Below are 20,758 nucleotides of genomic sequence, written 5' to 3'. Positions count from 1 at the left end.
TTTTGAGCCAAAATTCTCAGGAAACTACTGCTCGATCGAACCCTAGATCGATTTATGAATAATTTGCGATCGCTATATCATCGATAAAAGCTCGATCGCTATCTAATTACTGAGTGAAAATATGTGCGGTAGAGCTAGATTTTTTACTCACCAATCTGTGCCGGAAATACCGCCGACAAATCCAGAGATAACTCGGGAAAACCAGGAATTACCACCGTCTGATTTGGCAAAACAACTCGTTGCAATTGATAACTATAACTCCCGTTTTGTTTCTGATAAGGTTCGCTGTGCATTTCCAGTTGATTATCAACCAAATTCAATATCCAATAATTAGAAATCCCAGTCTCAGCATAGAGAGATAACTTGGTTGCGCGATCGTACTTCAACGTAGAATCCGAAACCTCAATTACCAACAAAATATCAGCAGGCTCCGGGTGAGAAGATAAATAACGATCGGCTCGATTGCGGGCAATAACAACATCAGGCTCTGGTTCGCTATCATCAGACAAAATAATTGGCTCTTGTGCGCGCACGCGAGCGCGTCTTGCCAGTAAAATGATTAACTCCTCAACTAAAAGACTGTTACAAAAAGAGTGCAGCCTACCTTTCGCAGCCATAATGATAATTTCTCCGCGAATCAATTCAACTCGCTCATCGGGGGCGAAAAATCCCAGTTCTCCTAAACGGTGATATTCGGCGATCGAGAATCGTTTTGCAGTTACGGCCGTCATAACTTTTCTTACCCTCTACAATTACCAACATTTCCAATGCTACTCAAAAATCCCACCCCGTGCGGTCAATTCAACCTTCACGGCTTCCAAAATTCCCAGACAACCAGAAAAGTTCGCATTTTTAACCACCACATTTTTTAAATCAGCGCGGCTCAAATCAGCCCCCTTTAAAATCGCCCCGCTCAAATCTACACCGCTCAAATCAGCATTTTTTAAATTAGCTTCAGTCAAATTTGCATCTACCAAAATAGCATTCGGTAAATAACCACTGCTTAAATTTGCGCCGGTTAAATTAGCACGGCTCAAATTAGCCCGGGGCAGCTTGGTTCGCAAATCAGCACCGCTTAAATTCGCGCTGCTGAGTTCAGCATCCCGCAAATTAGCATTGCACAAATTAGCATCAATTAAAATAGCAGCGCTCAGCAAAGCACCGCTGAGATCCGCCAAGGTCAAATCTGCGCCCTGGAAATTTGTTTCGCGCAAATCTGCACCGTTAAAATCAGCGTAGTGCAAGTCAAAACCGCTTAAATTAGCCCCGGCAAAATCCTCAACCAGATTCAAACCAACTGTTTCTGCAAGTTGTACAAAATTCTTATTTTTATCGGTAAAAAACAGTTCCCGGACGATCGCCAATTGCTGCTGCCGGTACTGGTTAGCCTTCTCGTAATCTGCCAAATACTTGTAACCGAGCTTCAAATTCTTGAGAGCATTGCGCTCACTGCGATCGTCCTTGTTGGCGCGCGCGACCGACAACTGCTGCTGATAACATTCGATCGCACCAGGCAAATCTCCATTAGCATCGCAAGCTAGCGCCAAATTGCCCAAAGTTTCCAGCTCAGAGCGCCCGTCGCCAGTTTCCCGCGCGATCGCCAAACGCTGTTGCTGGTAATCAATAGCAGTAGAAAAATCCTCCAGAGCACAGCAAGCATTGCCCAGATTTCCCAAAGCATTCGCCTCACCTCGGCGATCGCCAATTTCCCGCGCTAACACCAAATGCTGCTCGTAGCAGTCGATCGCCTGAGCATAATTTCCCAGCGCTTCGTAAGCTACGCCCATATTTCCCAGCGCCGCACCCGATCGCCGCTTATCGTCCATTGAGCGATACAGCCCCAGCGCTTCCTGCCAAGAATCCAGCGCCGCCTCAAATTGGCGTGCCTGATATTGCGAAATCCCTTGCTTGATTAGCTCGCTAGCTTGTTCGCTCATACTGTCACAATTAGTTAATAACTAAAGTTGATATTAATCGACTCAAAGCGGTAATTGTTAATCGGTAATCGCTCGCTCGGTGGCCTCCTCTCCCGTCTCCCCTGACAGATGTAGATTTTTTACAGCTAGGAGGAGTTAGAAGTTATAGGTAGAAAACTCCTCCTATTGAGTGTGAGCGCGGTAAACACTTTCCAAAGAAGGACGTAACCCATAGCAGAGAAGGTCGGCTGACTGGCGTTTCAGTCCTATTCAGTCCGTCTAACCAGATTAACGATCGCCCCAATTAGTTCATCCGGTTCAACGGGCTTGGCAATATGCCTTTGGAACCCAGCAGCAAGCGCTTGCTGCTGATTAACATCCCCCGCATAGGCAGTTAAGGCGATCGCGGGAATTTGCCCACCTTGCTCTGGTGGTAAAGCTCTCACTTGGCGCAGCAGCATATAGCCATCCATATCTGGCATCCCAATATCGCTCAGCAGCACGTCTGGCTTAAATTCCATTAACGCCGCCAAGGCTTCCCCTGCTGAGTTGGCCCAGATGACGCTTGCCTGAGCCTCCTGCAACAGAAAAACCAGAAACTCCCGTGTATCGGTATCATCATCGACCACTAAAACTTGAACGCCTTCCAAATTGAGGGATGCCTCAGAGCATTGCTCCCGATCGTTGACGCCTGGCTCAATTGGCATCAGCGGCAGTCTGACGGTAAATGTGGCTCCTAACTCTTCACCAGGGCTGTCTGCCTGAACCGTTCCGCCATGTAGCTCAACTAGGTAACGAACGATCGCCAATCCTAATCCCAATCCCCCAAACTTCCGCGTCGTGGCACTATCAGCTTGGCGGAAGTAGTCAAAGACGTGTGGCAGAAACTCTTGAGGAATGCCCTTGCCGTTGTCGCTGATGGTGATTTGAGCTTGATTGCCCACTTGCTCTAATCGCACCTCAACCCGACCGCCGGCGGGGGTAAATTTAACAGCATTGGAAAGCAGATTCCACACCACTTGCTGCAAGCGGGTTGGATCGGCTGACACAGCACCCACGTTGGAATCCAGGCTTACCTCTACCGCAATAGATTTGGCCCCAGCCGCCAGCCGCACTGTTTCGAGCGCCGTTGTTATAGTCGATGCCAAATTGATCGAAGTGGGATTCAGGCTGAGCTTCCCTTGCAAAATCCGGGAGACATCGAGCAAGTCTTCAATCAATTCCGATTGCAACTTGGCGTTCCGTTCAATCGTGGCGAGGGCTTGTGCCGTCTTCGCTTCGTCGAACTTGCGAACTTGTAGGAGCTTTGACCACCCCAAAATGGGATTGAGGGGCGATCGCAGCTCGTGGGACAGTACAGCCAGAAACTCGTCTTTGATGCGGTTGGCTTGGAGCAACTGCTCTGCTTGCTGCTGTAATGAAGTTGTCAGGTTCACCCGTTCCAGAGCGATCGCTACCTGATCGCAGGTTACTTGCAGCAAGTCAATTTCTTCTGAAGTAAAGCAAGTCCGGGTCAGACTGCCGAACGAGAGCGTCCCCAATAACCGTCCCCGAGCAATCAGCGGTTGAGAGGCATAAGCGGTAATACCCATTGAGCGGATAATTTGAGCATGAGGATTAGTGGCAAGTTGCTCTCGATCGACAACTATTTGCCGCCGATCGCGGGCAACCAGTCCACAGATGTGTTGACCGAAGTCGATCCATTCCATGATTGCTGCCACTTCCTCAGAAATCCCGCTAAAGTTGCTCAGATGCAGCTTTTGCCGATTGTCTTTCTCCTCAACTAAGAAGTTGTAGTAACAATGCAGGTCTAGCTGGGCCGAGAGCTTGCTAAACAAGGTGTTCATCAGCGCTAGGGGTTGTTCGGTGGCAAGCAAATCACTGGTCATTTCATACAGCAGGTGTAGCCGTTGGTTTGCCTGTCGCTGCGCGGTCTTGTCCTGCAAGATATTAACAAATCCTTGCGTGTTGCCCGTTTCATCCTGTAACGGCATCATTAAACCGCTCGCCCAAAAGCGGCTGCCGTCTTTCCGCAAATGCCAGCGTTCGTTCTCTACTTGTCCCTGGGTCAGAGCAATTTGCCTCTCCTTCTCTGCTCGTCCCTGTTCCTTGTCTTCGGGGGTGAACATGATGCTACCGTGGCAGCCGATCGCCTCTGCGTCTGTGTAGCCCAAAAGCCTTTGGGCGCCAGAATTCCAAGTAGCAATCGTGCCATTGAGATCGAGAGTGAATATGGCGTAATCTTTTGCACTCTCAATCATCAGACGCAGGCGGGATTCACTCTGGCGCAATGCGACTTCTGCTTGGAAGCGATCGGTGATGTCAATACAGGAACCGATGTAGCCCAGGAAATCGCCTTCTAATGTAAACCGGGGGACTCCTGTGTCTAGAAACCAACGGTGCACTCCATCAAAGCGTCTGAGGCGATACTCCATCTGAAACTGTTGCCGAGCATCAAACGCAGTGACATAAGTATCTAAGCAATGTTGGCAATCATCGGGATGGACTCCTTCTAACCAACCATTACCCATTTCTTGCTGCATCGTCCGTCCCGTAAAGTCTAGCCACGGCTGATTAAAGTAATTACAGAGTTTATCAGTTCCAGACATCCAGATCAGAACAGGAGCGGTATCTGCCATTTGCCGAAAGCGAACTTCACTCTCGCGCAGTTCAACTTCTGCTTGTTTGCGATCGGTAATGTCAATGATAAATTCCACGCCCTCTGCTTCATTGAACTGCGTCGCAGCGAACAATGCCCACCAGCGCGAGCCGTCTTTGCGGATGTATTCCTTTTCATAAGGAGTCGTGCGCCCGGTTGCTTCAAACTCCTCGACTGCTATCAGGGAATGGGGCATCCACTCCGGCGGTGTCATTGTGTCCCAGCGCACCAATCCTTGCTCAGTATCCTCACGGCTGTAGCCGCTCATGCGGAGGAAAGCATCGTTGGTTTCGGTGATAGTACCGTCGGTTTGGAAGAAAATGACCCCTACCGTTTCGATCGCGATCGCCCGACGCAGACGCGCTTCGGATTCGCGCAAGGCAAGGCTCGATCGATCGCGATCGAATACGATAGTGCCGACTTGGGTGGCGAAGTCGGACAGTCGATACTCCAAATCAGTCGGCATCCGCGCCTCGTCGAAGCACAGCATCAGAGAACCAAGGGGCAAGTTGTCTGCGCCCTTTATGGGGGCGGAATGACACGCCAGCACGCCGTGAGCCACGCATAAGTCTCGCCATCCTTGGGACCAGCGATCGTCGTTGGCGATGTCCGCACAGGTGACAGGTGTGCCGGAATACACTGCCTCGCCGCACGTACCGATGGCAAGCTCATTAATCGGGGCATCCTTAAGTCCTTGAGCGAATGACGGCTCAAAACCCGGGGTGATGGAGTAGGGAAACGTCAGTCGCTCGGCATCGGCTACCAGGATGCAGGCTCGCGTGCGCGGATTTAGCTTGGACACGGAGGCACACAGGGATGAGAGACATTCGTCCAGCGGGCGTCCTGAGGCGGTCAACTCCAGCAGTCTCTTCTGCTCGACCAGCACGAGTTCCGCCTGCTTGCGATCGGTAATGTCAGTTGCAAAAATGGTCAGCCCATCGGCCGAGGGGTAAACCCGGTACTCAAACCAGCGATTCCAGGGCAGATAAAGATACTCAAACTGGATCGGCGTTTGTTCGCTCATCGCCCGATGGAATTGAAGGTAAACATCGGTGTCAACGGTATTGGGAAACAAGTCCCAATGGTTATAACCGAGCAGTTCTTCTCGCTGCTTAAAAACAATTTCGCATAAGCGATCGTTGACGTAGGTGTAGTGCCAGTTGCGATCGAGAGCAAAGAAACCATCACTGATGCTAGAGAGAATGCTTTCAACCTGCTGACGAGCTGTTTCTGCTTCTGGCTGCAGCACCTGTTCCTGCTGCATTGCTTCGGGCTGCTGTTGCGCCAGCTCGACATTTGTTTCCACTCGTGCTAACAATTCACGGTCAGAAAACGGCTTAGTCAAGTAGTCGTCGGCTCCAGCTTCAATGCCCCAGAAATCGAGTAGCGTGTTCACCAGCTTCAGCAACCGTTGCCCGTTGCGCTGCACCACCTCCATCCGTTCTCGATGCTCTGCTGGTAGCGGCACGTTTCGATCGGTGAGAGCCTCCTCAGTTGAACCCAATATCCGGGTGAGGGGAGTCCGAAATTCATCGCTGACGTTACTGAAGAAAACCGTTTTGGCACGATCGAGCTCTGCCAGTGCTTCAAGTCGTTTCCGCTCTTGTTCATAAGTGCGGGCATTGGAGATGGCTGTTGTCACCTGCCCTGCGATCGAGTCAAAAAAGCCTTTGTAATCATCATCAAACACTCTGAATGGACTCACTCCGGCAATCAAGAACCCGAACGTTTCTCCCGATCGAGCCAGTGGTAGAATGACCGCTTGATGGGGAGATTGGGACCATGCGCCGCCCGGTAAAAGTCCAAATCGCGCCTCTAAATCCTCAACAATCTTGCTTTCACCGGTCTCCATGACTTGCCTCAGTTGCCACCCCTGGGACGTTTCAGCGGATGTCAGATCGATCGCCTCTGGGCTGGCGGTGGTTCCGGCGGCTAACCTTGTTGTGCTTGCAAGTCGTGCTTGAGTGCGATCGGCATCGAGGAGATACAGCAGCGAAAACGGGATGTCACAGGCGTTAGAGGTCAATGCGGTGGCGGAAACAAGGCAGGCGGCTTCTACAGTCTTGGCGGTGATTGTTTCTGCGCCTAATTCACGCAGCGTCCTCAAGCGGCGATCGTTCAACACCCGCTCAGTTTCTTCGCTGACAGCGCCAAACACACCGCCTGGTCTGCCATCATCGCCGGGAACAGGACTGTAGGAGAAGGTGAAGTAGGTCTCCTCTGGATACCCGTTTCGCTCCACAATCAGCAAAGCTTCTTTATTCCATGACGATTTGCCTTCATTTAAGACGGCTTCAGCTTGAGATCCAACGACCTCCCAAACGTCTGCCCAGAGATTAAACGCAGATTCACCTAAGGCCGCAGGATGACGCTTACCCAGGATAGGGATGTAAGCGTCGTTGTAGAGGTTAATCATTTGGTGTCCCCACCAGATGAACATGGGGTAGCGGGAACCCAAGACAATCCCCATTGCGGTTTTTAAGCTCTGCGACCATTTCTCGACAGCGCCCAGGGGGGAAAACGACCAATCGTGCGATCGGATCAGCGCCCCCATCTCGCCACCACCCGCAAAAAGCTCTTGAGGAATTTCCTCCGATCGATTGACGCTCATTTTTTTTTATTCCTGCCTAAAAATATTTGGTTTGCAGTGCCTCAGCTTCAAAAGATCCAGACCAACCCGGAAAAACTAGGCTGTCTAAGTTTCTTAAGCATTCTTCGCTAATGCTTGCGCTTCCCTTCGACTGCGCTCGGGGTTTGCTAGGAAATCCCAGTTAGAGAGTGAATAGTAAGTATGTGTATTTGTTACCACCATAGCCGAATGCTTGATTTTATTATTCACTTGATTCCACAGGTTCCAAACGTGCTGTGTTGAGTTCACCTCAACAAAGGCGGTTAAGGAGCCTGCTATTTTTCCAGACAATCTCATACCTCGACGAGCAATCACCAAACCCGCTGCTTCATCACTTGCCAAGCCCTACACTTTAAGGTATTTAACCAAACCAATAATACTATTCTAAGCCGGATTTACTGTGAGCAATAAAATTTTAGGATGATCGAGAATAGAGTTTCACAATTTTAAAACCAAATAATAAGCCAAAATAGCAAGCATCGGAGGATATTTTGTGCCTCGTTTTTTTAGTTGTTATTTCTTTAGTTGCAAATTAAACCGTCATAAAAAATTAGGTATTTGTCAGCAGTAGCTAATAGTGATAATCGTTAATATGGCGGGCAAACCTCCTGTTTTTTACTCTACATCCTTGGCAAATTTAGAATTTAAATAGGCAGCAAGTAGGAATCTTAAATTATTGCCATCGATTGACATAATTGATAGCCGAACGACTCCTTTTTACAGTAAAATACAACTGTTTTATTTGGGCTAACTGACACTTTTAATAGCATCGCATCTTGAAACTGCTATTTTTTGCTGATATTTGTATAATTTATCCTGTTTGTTATGGGTATGAAATCGTAATTTTTGCCAAATGGTTGGGCGATAGTTCCAAGAACACGATCGAGGGAACACGCAACTGCAACCTTTTTTACTACTAAGCAAACTTTTTACCGCATAAAATTTTCGAGCCTTTTTCAGTTGACTTTCGACTTTGTTCAGCCAATATGTACAAGATTTGGGTTTGCTTTCTCAGGTTTTAATGTGTAAAATCCGACCTGACGCGCCACTGTCAACAGCGTCCTTAGCTGCTGATATGACCCTATTGGCGTTTCTAGGGCTAATCCTGTAATTGTCTTGCAGATGTGTCCGCCATTTATATTTATTCAACTCATCACCTGACAGCAGAAAGTTGATGGTTTCACATACTGACTTGTCGAATATTGGGGTGTAACTTGCCAAAAATATTTCTAGCTGAGTTTTGCCAAGTGCCTTTAACTCATCTATTGGTGTCGGAAGTGCTTTAGCGAAATAGGTTGGGAATTATTGGAGATGTCTAATAGAGGTAGAGGTGGAAACGTTTCTATCGACTCTAACCTTGATGTTCGCCCTGGGAGGCGACTTCATCCGTTGTAAAAAAACTTACACCTGTTAGGGACGTGTCCCTCTTGCGGTCCCGCATCCTTATTTTTACACCCGTGCCCGAGAAAAAAAAAGACAAAAAAAGAGAGAGCTACCTAAGTAACTCTCTCTGCCATCAGGGTGCATCTACATAACACAATATAACACAAGCGGGATGAGGGGTGAAACCCCTAAATGTAAAAATCAGGTAAAGAAATGTAGATTAAATTATAAAGTTATCATACAGCGCGAAAGGCGAGAGGGCGGCGGGATCGAGGAAAACCGATCGCGCGCCGCTGTATCCGCTACAAGACCCCCTTAAGGATCGCTTAGCCTGGGCCGTTAAGCTTCGCCACGAGCAGCTCATTGGTCAATTTGGGATCGGCGCGGCCGCCCGTTTCCTTCATCACCTTGCCGACAAAAAAGCCCAGCAGCTTAGTTTTGCCCGCTCGGTACTGTTCGAGCTCCTTGGGATTGGCCGCCAGCACTGCATCGATCGCCCGATCGATCGCCCCAGTATCCGAAATTTGAATCAAACCCTTGCTCTCTACGAACTTCTGAGGAGAACCGCCGTTGGCCAGCAACTCCGGCAAAATATCTTTAGCGATTTTGCCGCTGATCGTGCCGGCATCAATTAGCGCCAGCAGTTCGGCTAAATCCTGCGGTTGGAAAGGAATTTCTGCGATCGCCAGCTTTTCATTTTTCAGATAAGCAGTAATATCGCCCATCACCCAATTAGCTGCTTGTTTAGCCACAGCACCGGCGGCGATCGATTTTTCAAAATACTCCGCCACGGCTTTGTCGTCAGTCAGCACCCGCGCGTCGTAGGGAGAAAGAGCGAGCTCGGTTTCGTAGCGATGGCGCTTTTGGGCCGGCAATTCCGGCAGTTGAGCTTTCCAATCCTGCAATTGCTGGGTCGAAACTTCGATCGGAGGCAAATCCGGTTCCGGGAAATACCGATAGTCGCTCGCACCTTCCTTAATCCGCATACTGAAAGTACACTGCTTGTTTTCATCCCAAAGCCGCGTTTCTTGGACGATGGTTTCGCCATTTTCGACAGCTTGAATTTGCCGCTCGATCTCGTAATCGATCGCCCGTTCGATCGCATTAAAAGAGTTCATATTTTTAATTTCCACCTTCGTGCCGAACTCTTCTCTGCCAACGGGGCGCACCGAAATATTCACGTCGCAGCGGAGCGAACCTTCCTGCATATTCCCGTCGCCAACACCGATGTAGCGCACGATCCGGCGCAATTCTTGACCGTATTCGGCCGCTTCCGCGCCCGATCGCAAATCCGGTTCCGAAACAATTTCGATTAGAGGCACGCCGGCGCGGTTGTAATCCACCATTGAATAAGTTGAACCGCTGAGCCGATCGCTGCCGCCGTGAACCAATTTTCCGGCATCTTCCTCCATGTGCAAGCGAGTGATCCCGATTTTTTTTCTAGTAGAATTTCCCGTCTCGTCCACCAGTTCAATTTCTAGCCAACCGTTAGTAGCGATCGGCAAATCGAACTGAGAAATTTGATAATTTTTCGGCAAATCGGGATAGAAATATTGCTTGCGGTCAAACTTACTGTAAGGTGCGATTTCGCAGTTGAGAGCCAGCCCTGCTTTCACCGCATACTCCAGCACTTTTTGATTTAATACTGGCAACACTCCAGGCATTCCCATACAAATTGGGTCAATGTTAGTATTTGGGGCGTTGCCAAATTCTGTAGAAGAACTGGAGAAAATTTTAGTATTCGTACTCAATTGACAATGAGTTTCGAGACCGATAATGGCTTCGTACTGAGTTTGGTTTTTTATCGAAGAGGGTGCAGCAGCAGTCATAAGCGACTTAAAAGACTGAATAACTTTAGATTTTATTTTAGCTTTTTATTTACCAAACCGATTGGAGATTATTTGTAGCTAGGGGCGGTTTCATTGGTTTCAACAAGCACGTCAAACCCACAGTGCGGCAGGGGGGTGAAACCCCCTACCGCACTGTGGGAAAGCAGGTTAAGTTGAGACCAATGAAAATCGGCACACATAACGCCCTGCTACAAATTCGCGATCGACCCACGCCCCGACCCACGCCGATATCCTTTCGATCGTCTCCAAACAACAACCCTGTGCAAAAATATATTTAGCGCCAGCTCCCGCCCACACCCTTGCCTAGGAAAGTTTTAGATCGATCGACCACAATTGCCGATCTGCACGCCAGACCCTTTTAGTGGCAGTCTTTAATAGCACTGCCCGCCGACAACGATCGGCTTTGGGTAGAAATTAAAAATTAAAAATGTATAATTTGACATAAACAATTACATATTTTTAATTTTTAAACTTTTATTTTGAATTGTAAAAGTAACACTTGCCTAAGTGTCAAAAATATGCCTGAAATTCCAGTTGAAAGTGCCAAACTGTTTCAGAACAGCATCACTGAGCTAGAGCAGGCGGAATCAGCTCTCGAACTCGCTTGGAACGAAGTCGAAAAACAAACAGCAGAAACCATTGCTCAAATTGCCAACGCCGGCTCAGCAAACACACAGGAAATTGCGGCCCGCTTTGCCGAGGCTAAGCAACTCCGCCAGCAACTTCAAAGTAAGATAAAACAAACCAACTCGCGGCTGGAATTGCACCTACAAAACTCGCCAATGGCAGTTATAGAGTGGGACAGGGAATTTCGGATAGTGCGGTGGTCGCCAATGGCAGAACAAATATTTGGCTGGAGTGCAGCAGAAGTAATCGGCAAAGACTGGCAGGAATGGTCAATAGTTCATCAAGAAGACTTCGAGCAAGTGTGCGCCGTCACAAATCAACTTTTACAGGGCAGGGAACCGCGCAACATTAGCCACAACCGCAACCATACCAAAGATGGCTCGGTAATTTACTGCGAATGGTACAATTCTGCACTAATCGATGAATCGGGAACAGTAGTTTCAATTCTCTCTTTTGCCAGAGACTTAACCGAATACCACCGCACTCAAGAAGAAATGCACCAGCGCGAACAAGCTTTCAGCGCCCTAGCCGAAAATGCGCCTGATATCATCGCCCGGTTCGATCGAGAATTCCGCCACCTTTACATCAACCACGCAGTAGAATCAGCAACCGGAAAAAGCCCCGCAGAATTGATTGGCAAAAGCAACAGACAATCAGGAATGCCACCCCACTTGTGCGACCTGTGGGACGAGACTTTGCTGAAAGTTTTTGGCACCGGCCAACAAGAAACCATAGAATTTGAGATTCCCACTTCCGAGGGCATAAAACATTACCACTGTCGAGTCATTCCCGAGTTTGCTGAAGACAATTCAGTAAAAACTGTTTTATCGATCGCTCGCGACATCACAGAGCTAAAACAAGTCGAATCCCAGTTGCGGCAAAGCGAATCCAAATTTAGAGTTCTAGTTGATTCTAACATGATTGGTCTCATTTTTTGGAACCTTAACGGCAGCATTACAGATGCGAATGCCGCGTTTTTAAACTCGGTAAACTATACGCGGGACGATCTGCTTTCAGGAAGAATTAACTGGCAAGAAATGACACCACCAGAATACGTGAGTTTAGATACAGAAAAAGTTGCCGAACTGAAGGCTAGAAATACGGTTGTTCCCTTTGAAAAAGAATTTATACGCTCCGATGGTAGTCGCGTTCCGGTGATGCTGGGCAGCTCATTTTTAGAAGGAACTAAGCAGTTAGGTGTCAGTTTCGTGCTGGACTTAAGCGAGCGCAAACAAGCAAAATCGGAACTGCAACAACATCAACAACTTTTAGAGAGCATTTTGACAACTATCCCGAACTTCCTGTACATTTACGATGCAGTAGAAAACAAAACTATTTATGCAAATGAATCTGTCACAGCCATACTCGGCTACACTGCCAAAGAATGGCAAGATTTCGGTACAGATGCTATCGCTAACTTAGTTCATTCCGAGGATCTGTTAAAGTTAATTACAGGTATGGAGCGGCTAAAACACAGCAGCAATCCCTATGAAACCGATGACATAGACTACAGAATAAAACACAAAAATGGGGAATGGCGCTGGGTACACGCTCGGTCTACAATCTTCAAAAGAACCCCAGACGGACAAATGAGGCAAATTATCGGTTCCGTACTCGACATCAGCGATCGCAAACAAGCCGAAGAATCATTAAAACAGCAAAAAGAACTGCTGCAAACTATCTTCGATAACGTGCCGATCATGCTGGGATTATTAGACAAAAACGGTAAAATAAACTGGGTAAACCGCCACTGGGAACAAGTGCTCGGCTGGAGTTTGGCAGAAATCAAAGGCCGCGATATCTTGGCCGAATTTTATCCACAGCCAGAATACCGTCAATACGTTTTCGATAAAATCCAAGCAGCCAATGAGAACTGGAGCGACTTCAAAACAAAAGTTAGAGACGGGCGAATTATCGACACTTCTTGGGCAAATGTTCGCCTTTCCGACGGCAGGTGTATCGGCATTGGTCAAGATATCACCGAACGCAAACGAGTAGAAGCTGAACTCAAAGAACTCAACGAAACTTTAGAAGCTCAAGTCGCGCAGCGTACCGCAGAATTAGAGACTTTTTTTGATACTTTACCTGACTGCATTTATGTTGTAGAACGGGACAATATGCGCTTGTCTTTTGTCAACCATCCCCTTGTCGAATTTTCCGGATTCGACAGCAGGCAGCAGATGCAGGGCAAAACTATTTTTGAGTGCTATCCCAGCGAGATCGCAGAACGATTTTGCCGGGAAAATTTGCAGGTATTTGAATCCGGCAAAACTCTGCACTACCAGGAAAAATTTGTGGTGATACCGGGTGGCAATGCTTACTTCGACACGTTTAAAATTCCGATGAGAAATCTCAACGGCGAGGTTTATGCTTTAATTGGCACTGCTCGCGATGTCACTGAGTTGGTAGAGACAAAACAAGCTTTGTCAGAACGCACAGAGCAATTAGAAGCTGCCAATCAAGAATTAGAATCTTTTTCTTACTCAGTTTCCCACGACTTGCGCGCACCTTTGCGACACATTTCAGGTTTTGTGGATGCCTTAAAGCAGCGGCTAGAAGCAACTGAGGTGTTGAGCGATCGCAAAATAGTTCACTATATGGAAGTAATTGAAGACAGCAGCAAAAAAATGAGCCTGTTGATTGACGGTTTGCTGGCCTTGTCGCGGCTGGCTCGTACCGAGTTGATGTACATTCCGATCGATCTGACCCGTTTGGTGGAAACTGCGATTAAATTGACTAAACCTCCAACAGTCGCAGATCCGGCCCAAACTCTCCACAGCGTTGAATTTGCCGTGGGAAATTTGCCGACGGTAACGGGAGATCCAACTTTGCTGCAACAGGTGTTCAGCAACTTGATCGGCAACGCCGTCAAGTTCAGCCGCGGACGAACTCCGGCTACAATAGTTATTGATGGGCTACCCGATGGAACGATTTTTGTCAAAGATAACGGTGTGGGTTTTCCGATGGAATATGCCGATCGGCTGTTTGGAGCCTTTCAGAGGCTGCACTCCCAGAGAGAATTTGAAGGTACGGGCATCGGTTTGGCGATCGTCCAGCGGATTATTCATCGTCACGGCGGCACGATTTGGGCAGAAAGCCTACCTAGTCAAGGAGCCACGTTTTACTTTAGACTAGGGCAAACAATCTCAAACGCCAATATAGATTCGTAAGTTAACTTTATTAGAGTTTTAAATGCAAAATTTAAAACTATTATACACTTAAAGAAGTCACAATCTGTCAGAGCATCGGAATTTTGGTTTCACAGGACTGTTCGCTGTGAGAACTCGCAGCGAAAACTCTAGACTGTGCAAGATGCTCGCACTCCTAAAAAACGCTTTTTATAGAATTGGGATGGGAGCATCTCATATTTGTGAAAACAGTTCTTCTGGCTCCTTCCTTCTGCCTTTTTCCTTCTGCCTTCTGCCTCAAACTCCAATTTCTAGCTTGGGTACAAAGGTCAGATACTCCCCAATCGGTTCGCTCAGCCCTCGGCTCCGGGTGCTAAATAAAGGTCTGGAGAGTAGAGCATATAATTAATTTTATTAAAAACAACTAAAAAATTTGAGTTAAAATTAACAAAACTAAATTTAAACAATGACATTTAGCAACAACAACAAAAACAACAAGTTAAAAACTTCCGAATACCTTATGTTAGATATAATTCCGACCAACTATCTACTAAAAATGGTAACGGAATCAACATTAAAATTGTTGATTGTCGAAGACATGGCAGAAGATATGGAGTTAATAATGCTCGCCTTAGAAGCGGGGGGAGTAAAATTTAATTGCGACATGGCAGAAACAGCAACAGAGTGCAGAAAATTACTCCAAAATTGCAAGTACGATGCTGTACTATCAGATTACCGCCTCCCCGGCTTCAACGGTTTAGAAGTGTTGAAATTAATGAAGGAATTAGGGCAACACATACCATTTATTTTAGTAACCGGAAGTTTGGGAGAAGAAGCGGCAGTTGAGTGCATCAAAGCCGGAATGACCGATTACGTATTAAAGGGGCGGCTGTTTAGGTTGCCAACAGTCTTAGAACGATCGCTCCAAGAATACAAAATGCGCCGCCAGCAGCAAGAAGCGATCGCCCAAATTCAGCGGCAAGCTCAGCGAGAAGCGATCGTCAACCGCATCCTCCAAGCCATGCGCTTCACCCTTGTACTCGACGAAGTGCTCCAAACCACTGCCGATCAACTGCACGAAGCTCTCGAAATCAGCGCCTGCGCCATCTTGCAGCCAGATGGCGCAGGCGGCATCAGAGTTCGCTACATCAGTAAAGCAGCCGACAGAGAACGGTTCGTCGGGCTAAATTGCGAATTTGCCGAGCACTACCACTCCGGGCTCGCGGCAGGAGAAACCCTGGCCCTGGACGAGTTATCGACCGTGTGCCCGTCCCTGCAAGCATCAGCAGATTTTGTAGGGTTTCGCGCCGTCGCGATCGCGCCGTTGCTCTACCAGCAGTCATTTTTGGGAGGAATTGCCCTCTATCAGTGCGATCGGGCGCGCTCTTGGAGCGCCGAAGAACTGTCGCTACTCAAAGCCATAGCCGATCAGTGCGCGATCGCGATCCACCAAGCCGAACTCTACCAACAAGCCCAAACCGAACTCGCAGAACGCAAGCGCGCCGAAGCAGCAGTCTGCGGCATCCAGCAGCAGCTAGCCACAATGGCAGCCAATATTCCCGGCTCAGTTTACCGCACCGTGCTTCATTCAGACGGCACAATTTCTATGCCCTACATCAGTCCGGGCGTGCGCGAAGTTACTGGGATCGCTGCCGAAGAAGTAATGAAGCGCCCGGAACTCTTGACGGAAATCATCCATCCAGATGACAAAAGCTCGTGTGACAGCAGCGTAGCAGCATCGAGAGCGAGTCTTTGGCCCTGCGATCGCCAGTACCGCATCGTTCTGAGATCTGGGGAGGTCAAGTGGGTGCAAGACAGCGCCAGATTTTCCAAGAACGAAAACGGCGACATAATTGTAGACGGAGTAGCTCTCGACATCAGCGATCGCAAAGAAGCCGAATCAGCGCTGCGGCAAAGCGAACAGCGATTTCGATCGCTGATTGAAAACGCTACAGACATCACGATCATTCTCGACGGCGATGGAATATTCCGCTACATCAGCCCTTCTGTCAAGCGAATTTTAGGATACGCGCCCCACAAGGCGATCGGGCGCAGCGCCTTAGACATAGTTCACCCCGACGACTGCGCCGCGATCGCCGAAACCCTCCACAAAGCCATTAGAAACCCCAAAAGAAGCCAGTGCCCAGTTGAGTACCGAGTCCGGCACCGCAACGGTTCTTGGTGTTATGTAGAAGCTGTAGCCACCAACTTGCTGTACGATCCCGCAGTCAAGGGAATCGTGATTAACTGTCACGACATCACTCAGCGCAAACTCGCCGAGGAACAACTGCTGCACGACGCTTTTCACGACGCGCTCACCGGATTGCCCAACCGATCGCTATTTACCGATCGGCTGGAACACGCTCTGAGGTTGGCAAAACGGCGCAAAGACTACTTGTTTGCCGTGCTGTTTCTCGATTTAGATAGATTTAAAGTAGTCAACGATTCCCTCGGCCACGCCATCGGCGATCAACTGCTAGTCGCGATCGCGCGGCGTTTGGAAGCTTGTCTCAGGGCCGGAGATACAGTGGCCCGCCTCGGAGGAGACGAGTTCGTGCTGTTGCTCGAAGACATCGACGGCCTAAATGAAGCTACCACCATTGTCAACCGCCTGCAAAAGAAAATCACCTCGCCCATCGTTCTAGACGGACACGAAGTATTTATCACCGCCAGCATCGGCATAGCTTTAAGTTCTGGCGAATACCTGGAACCGACAACCCTGCTGCGCGACGCCGACACAGCAATGTACCGCGCCAAAGAACTCGGCCGAGCCCGACACGAAGTTTTCAACAGTTCCATGCACGCCCACGCTTTGCGCCTGTTGCAGCTAGAAAACGACCTGCGGCGGGCGATCGAATCAATTAGAGACCCGGTAAGAGAAGAAGACTTTCCCTCATCCCCCGAATCAGCCTTACCTCCCTTATCCGCAGCGCCCCAGTTTATCATTCACTACCAGCCAATCGTGTCGATCGCCAACAGCACAATTACCTGTTTTGAGGCCCTCGTGCGCTGGCAGCATCCAGAACGCGGCTTAGTTTCCCCCGGCGAATTCATCACAATCGCCGAGGAAACCGGGTTGATCGTACCCCTCGGCCGCTGGGTACTGCGCACAGCTTGCCAGCAAATCCGCCAGTGGCAGCAGCTATTTCCGAGCAACCCGCCTTTGAGTGTCAGCGTCAACCTTTCAGTCAAACAGTTTTCTCAGCCAGATTTAATCGAATACATCGACCAAGTTCTCGCAGAAAGTCACCTCGACGGCAGCAGTTTAAAACTAGAAATTACCGAAAGCGTACTCATAGAAAATTCCGAATCAGTAACAGCAATGCTGGTGCAGCTCAGATCCCGAAATATACACTTGTGCATTGACGACTTCGGCACCGGTTATTCATCCCTCTCCTACCTGCACCGCTTCCCCACCAATACCTTAAAAATAGACCGCTCTTTTGTTAGCAGAATGGGAGGTGATTTCGACCTCGGTAAAGGAGCCATTGACCCCACAGAAATTGTGCGATCGATCGTTACTTTGTCGCACAATTTAGGCATGGATGTAGTAGCCGAAGGAGTCGAAGAAGCCTCGCAACTATCTATACTCAAAGGATTAAAATGCGAGTACGCCCAGGGATACTTTTTCTCAAAGCCAGTAGACTCTCAAACAGCAGCAGCCCTAATCCGACAGCAAGCAGAAAATCAGAATTTGCTGACATTTAGTTTGTTAGAGAAAGGCAATTAAAAAAACACGGCACTTTGTGCGTCCCATTTCAGCATAAAATCTTAAAATATTTTAAAGCTGTCCCTAACTGGCGTCAGTTAATAACTACGGCATCCAAATCACTATGACTATTGGCTACCTCGCCCTCGTTCTCCACGCCCACTTGCCTTTTGTCCGCCACCCCGAAAGCGACTACGTTTTAGAAGAAGAATGGCTGTTTGAGGCGATCGCGGAAACTTACATTCCCCTGCTGCAAGTCTTTGAAGGGCTCAAGCGCGACGGCATCGACTTTAAAATTACCATGAGCATGACGCCGCCCTTGGTAGCCATGCTACGCGACCCATTGCTGCAAGACCGCTTCGACGACCACTTGGCTAAACTCGAAGAATTAGCAGATCTAGAAATCGAACACAACAGCGGAAACGGTCACCTCCGCTATTTAGCAGAACATTACGCCGCCCACTTCTCTCAAGTTCGCAACTTTTGGGAAAGGTACGATCGAGATTTAGTAAAAGCCTTCAAACAATTTCAAGACACAAACAACCTCGAAATCATCACCTGCGGCGCCACCCACGGCTATTTACCGCTGATGAAAATGTACCCCGAGGCAGTTTGGGCGCAAATTCAAGTAGCCTGCGACAACTACGAAGAAAACTTCGGTCGCCGACCAAAAGGCATTTGGCTGCCCGAATGCGCCTACTACGAAGGCTTAGAGCGGATGTTAGCCGACGCAGGCCTCCGCTACTTTCTCACAGACGGCCACGGCATCCTCTACGCCCGCCCGCGTCCCCGCTACGGCAGCTACGCCCCAATTTTCACCGAATGCGGAGTAGCAGCCTTCGGCCGGGATCACGAATCATCGCAGCAGGTTTGGTCTTCCGAAGTCGGCTATCCCGGCGCCGCCGAATACCGGGAATTCTACAAAGATTTGGGCTGGGAAGCTGACTACGATTACATTAAGCCCTACATCATGCCCAACGGCCAGCGGAAAAATACCGGGATTAAATATCACAAAATCACCGGTCGCGGATTGGGTTTAGGCGATAAACAGTTGTACGATCCTTACTGGGCAAGGGAAAAAGCAGCCGAACACGCCAGCAACTTTGCCTTCAACCGAGAACGGCAAGTCGAGCACCTCAACGGCATTATGCAGCGTCCGCCGATTATTGTTTCACCTTACGACGCCGAACTTTTCGGTCACTGGTGGTACGAAGGGCCTTGGTTCTTAGATTACCTCTTCCGCAAGAGTTGGTACGACCAAAATACCTACGAGATGACGCACTTAGCCGATTATTTGCGGGCAAATCCGACTCAGCAAGTGTGCCGCCCGTCTCAGTCTAGCTGGGGTTTCCGGGGTTTCCACGAGTATTGGCTGAACGATACCAATGCTTGGATTTACCCGCACTTGCACAAAGCTGCGGAACGGATGATTGAGTTGGGAAGCATGGAACCTGCGGATGAATTGCAGTGGCGGGCTTTGAATCAGGCGGCGCGGGAAGTGCTGCTAGCTCAATCTTCTGACTGGGCATTTATCATGCGTACAGGGACGATGGTGCCCTATGCAGTGCGGCGGACTCGATCGCACTTAATGCGCTTTCACAAGCTGTACGATGAAGTGAAAGAAGGCAAAGTCGATTCCGGTTGGTTGGAGAAGGTAGAAGAGATAGATAACATCTTCCCCGAGATTAATTATCGCGTTTATCGATCGCTTTAAGCCTCGCTACCCTCGCATCTCTCACCCCCCCAGCCCTGCTTAAGGGGGGACAGGATGCTAATTAAAATTATAGGCGATGGGGCGATCGACATGAGTGGAATGAGAAGGGCGATCGCATTTTGAGATGGAAAGTTCGATCGCCTTCAGCAAGTTCAATTAAACTTTCGATGAACTGTTGACATTATTACTGTGTATAATTTATTTTGGTATAAAGTAAGTTTTAAAAAATCCAAATGTCTATATTGATTTCCTTAAAATTTACTCAAGTGTTACTAGCACAAACTAGCTCTTGCCATAATGTCGGGCCGGGAGAGTTAATAGCTATCCTCGCTTTACTAGGGTCACTTTTAACCTTTGCCGCTACGGCTGGTGTGCCAGCACTGACAATTACCATACCCGCTGCTGTGGTAAAGGTTCTAGCTAGTTTGGCAATCGGTGTTAGCTGGACTGCGATAACAGTGCCATTTCAGGGACTTTTAGATATCGCGGCTGTGGTGGGTGTTGTCGAAGGTATTAAGCACATATTAGGATGTGGTTAATTGCATCGGGAACGGTTAATTAAAGTAGATCACGCAATCGGGACTCAGCAAAAGGTAGTGTCATAGAGGAGATCGCATTTTTGGCATCGAAAGGTGAGCTTCCTTTACAACTTTTTCACGGGCGACGGGCGAGCGCCTTTTTGGCATCTTGCAATAGTCGAGATCCCTTTACAACTTTTTCACGGGCGACGGGCGAGCGCTCTTTTTTGCATCGAAAGGTCGATCGTTCTTTTGAGAATGGAAAGGTCGATCGATCTTTTAGCATGAAAAGGTCGATCGCTCTTTTTGACATTGAAGGTCGAGCCGAGGGCAGAAAATAGCCAGCGAATTAGAAAGAAAGCTGCCCGAATTCACTCAAATAGAAGCGGAACCAAATCGAGAAATTAAACTCGCGAAGTTAAAGAAATTATGAGCTGAAATCAGCAGCCAAGTATTTGATTATGCTGAGGTATTGCGCCATTTGCGAGAAGACAGCAATACTGTTGATATTAATGCCGAAAATTTGTCTAAAGTTATGCTAAAATTAAATTGGAGTTTAGACTAAGCAGGTCAAAAAGTGCGATCGTTGTGAGACTAGCGAACAGTTCTCAAGAACGGCAATGGT

General features: G+C 48.5%; 10 protein-coding genes. 5 read left to right on the top strand and 5 right to left on the bottom strand.

The genetic code is table 11. The features are described 5' to 3' along the window. Nucleotides 1-143: 143 nt before the first annotated feature. The 5 genes from QUA13_RS26970 to gatB all read right to left on the bottom strand — a co-directional run bounded on the left by QUA13_RS26970 (nt 144) and on the right by gatB (nt 10,416). Nucleotides 144-731 (bottom strand): Uma2 family endonuclease, encoded by a 588-nt coding sequence (locus QUA13_RS26970; RefSeq protein WP_333203502.1) that lies wholly within the window; start codon nt 729-731, stop codon nt 144-146. 39 nt (nt 732-770) lie between these two features. Further along, the gene (locus QUA13_RS26965) at nt 771-1,937 is read right to left on the bottom strand and encodes a pentapeptide repeat-containing protein (RefSeq protein ID WP_333203500.1); all 1,167 of its coding nucleotides are present in this window, start codon (nt 1,935-1,937) and stop codon (nt 771-773) included. A gap of 245 nt (nt 1,938-2,182) precedes the next feature. Next, on the bottom strand, nt 2,183-7,186 hold the full coding sequence (locus tag QUA13_RS26960; protein ID WP_333203498.1) for a PAS domain S-box protein: 5,004 nt from the start codon (nt 7,184-7,186) through the stop codon (nt 2,183-2,185). 93 nt (nt 7,187-7,279) lie between these two features. Further along, nucleotides 7,280-7,546 carry a hypothetical protein gene (locus QUA13_RS26955; RefSeq protein ID WP_333203497.1) on the bottom strand — a complete coding sequence of 89 codons (267 nt, stop codon included), beginning with the start codon at nt 7,544-7,546 and terminating at the stop codon, nt 7,280-7,282. A 1,367-nt stretch (nt 7,547-8,913) separates the two neighbouring features. Continuing rightward, on the bottom strand, nt 8,914-10,416 hold the full coding sequence (gene gatB, locus QUA13_RS26950) for an Asp-tRNA(Asn)/Glu-tRNA(Gln) amidotransferase subunit GatB (protein WP_333203495.1): 1,503 nt from the start codon (nt 10,414-10,416) through the stop codon (nt 8,914-8,916). A 539-nt stretch (nt 10,417-10,955) separates the two neighbouring features. Here gatB and QUA13_RS26945 point away from each other — a divergent pair. The 5 genes from QUA13_RS26945 (at nt 10,956) to QUA13_RS26925 (ending at nt 20,474) form a co-directional block, all read left to right on the top strand. After that, complete coding sequence (locus tag QUA13_RS26945) at nt 10,956-14,234, top strand: PAS domain S-box protein (protein WP_333203493.1); 3,279 nt, start codon at nt 10,956-10,958, stop codon at nt 14,232-14,234. 424 nt (nt 14,235-14,658) lie between these two features. Then, on the top strand, nt 14,659-17,922 hold the full coding sequence (locus tag QUA13_RS26940; protein WP_333203491.1) for an EAL domain-containing protein: 3,264 nt from the start codon (nt 14,659-14,661) through the stop codon (nt 17,920-17,922). A 103-nt stretch (nt 17,923-18,025) separates the two neighbouring features. Further along, on the top strand, nt 18,026-19,615 hold the full coding sequence (locus QUA13_RS26935) for a glycoside hydrolase family 57 protein (protein WP_333203489.1): 1,590 nt from the start codon (nt 18,026-18,028) through the stop codon (nt 19,613-19,615). Between the two features lie 233 nt (nt 19,616-19,848). Then, nucleotides 19,849-20,154, top strand: coding sequence for a hypothetical protein (locus QUA13_RS26930; RefSeq protein ID WP_333203487.1), 306 nt, complete (start codon nt 19,849-19,851; stop codon nt 20,152-20,154). 80 nt (nt 20,155-20,234) lie between these two features. Next, nucleotides 20,235-20,474 carry a hypothetical protein gene (locus tag QUA13_RS26925; RefSeq protein ID WP_333203485.1) on the top strand — a complete coding sequence of 80 codons (240 nt, stop codon included), beginning with the start codon at nt 20,235-20,237 and terminating at the stop codon, nt 20,472-20,474. The last annotated feature ends 284 nt before the right edge of the window (nt 20,475-20,758 follow it).

The sequence above is a fragment of the Microcoleus sp. S28C3 genome, from assembly GCF_036700785.1.
Classification (GTDB): domain Bacteria; phylum Cyanobacteriota; class Cyanobacteriia; order Cyanobacteriales; family Microcoleaceae; genus Microcoleus; species Microcoleus asticus.
The sequence above is the reverse complement of the archived record's forward strand: the minus strand, read 5'-3'. Positions and strand labels throughout refer to the sequence as shown.

Bases quoted from the DNA above. Each gene is read 5' to 3' on its own strand.
- QUA13_RS26970 (WP_333203502.1), bottom strand. From the start codon at position 731: ATGACGGCCGTAACTGCAAAACGATTCTCGATCGCCGAATATCACCGT.
- QUA13_RS26965 (WP_333203500.1), bottom strand. From the start codon at position 1,937: ATGAGCGAACAAGCTAGCGAGCTAATCAAGCAAGGGATTTCGCAATAT.
- QUA13_RS26960 (WP_333203498.1), bottom strand. From the start codon at position 7,186: ATGAGCGTCAATCGATCGGAGGAAATTCCTCAAGAGCTTTTTGCGGGT.
- gatB (WP_333203495.1), bottom strand. From the start codon at position 10,416: ATGACTGCTGCTGCACCCTCTTCGATAAAAAACCAAACTCAGTACGAA.
- QUA13_RS26945 (WP_333203493.1), top strand. From the start codon at position 10,956: ATGCCTGAAATTCCAGTTGAAAGTGCCAAACTGTTTCAGAACAGCATC.
- QUA13_RS26940 (WP_333203491.1), top strand. From the start codon at position 14,659: ATGACATTTAGCAACAACAACAAAAACAACAAGTTAAAAACTTCCGAA.
- QUA13_RS26935 (WP_333203489.1), top strand. From the start codon at position 18,026: ATGACTATTGGCTACCTCGCCCTCGTTCTCCACGCCCACTTGCCTTTT.
- QUA13_RS26930 (WP_333203487.1), top strand. From the start codon at position 19,849: ATGTCTATATTGATTTCCTTAAAATTTACTCAAGTGTTACTAGCACAA.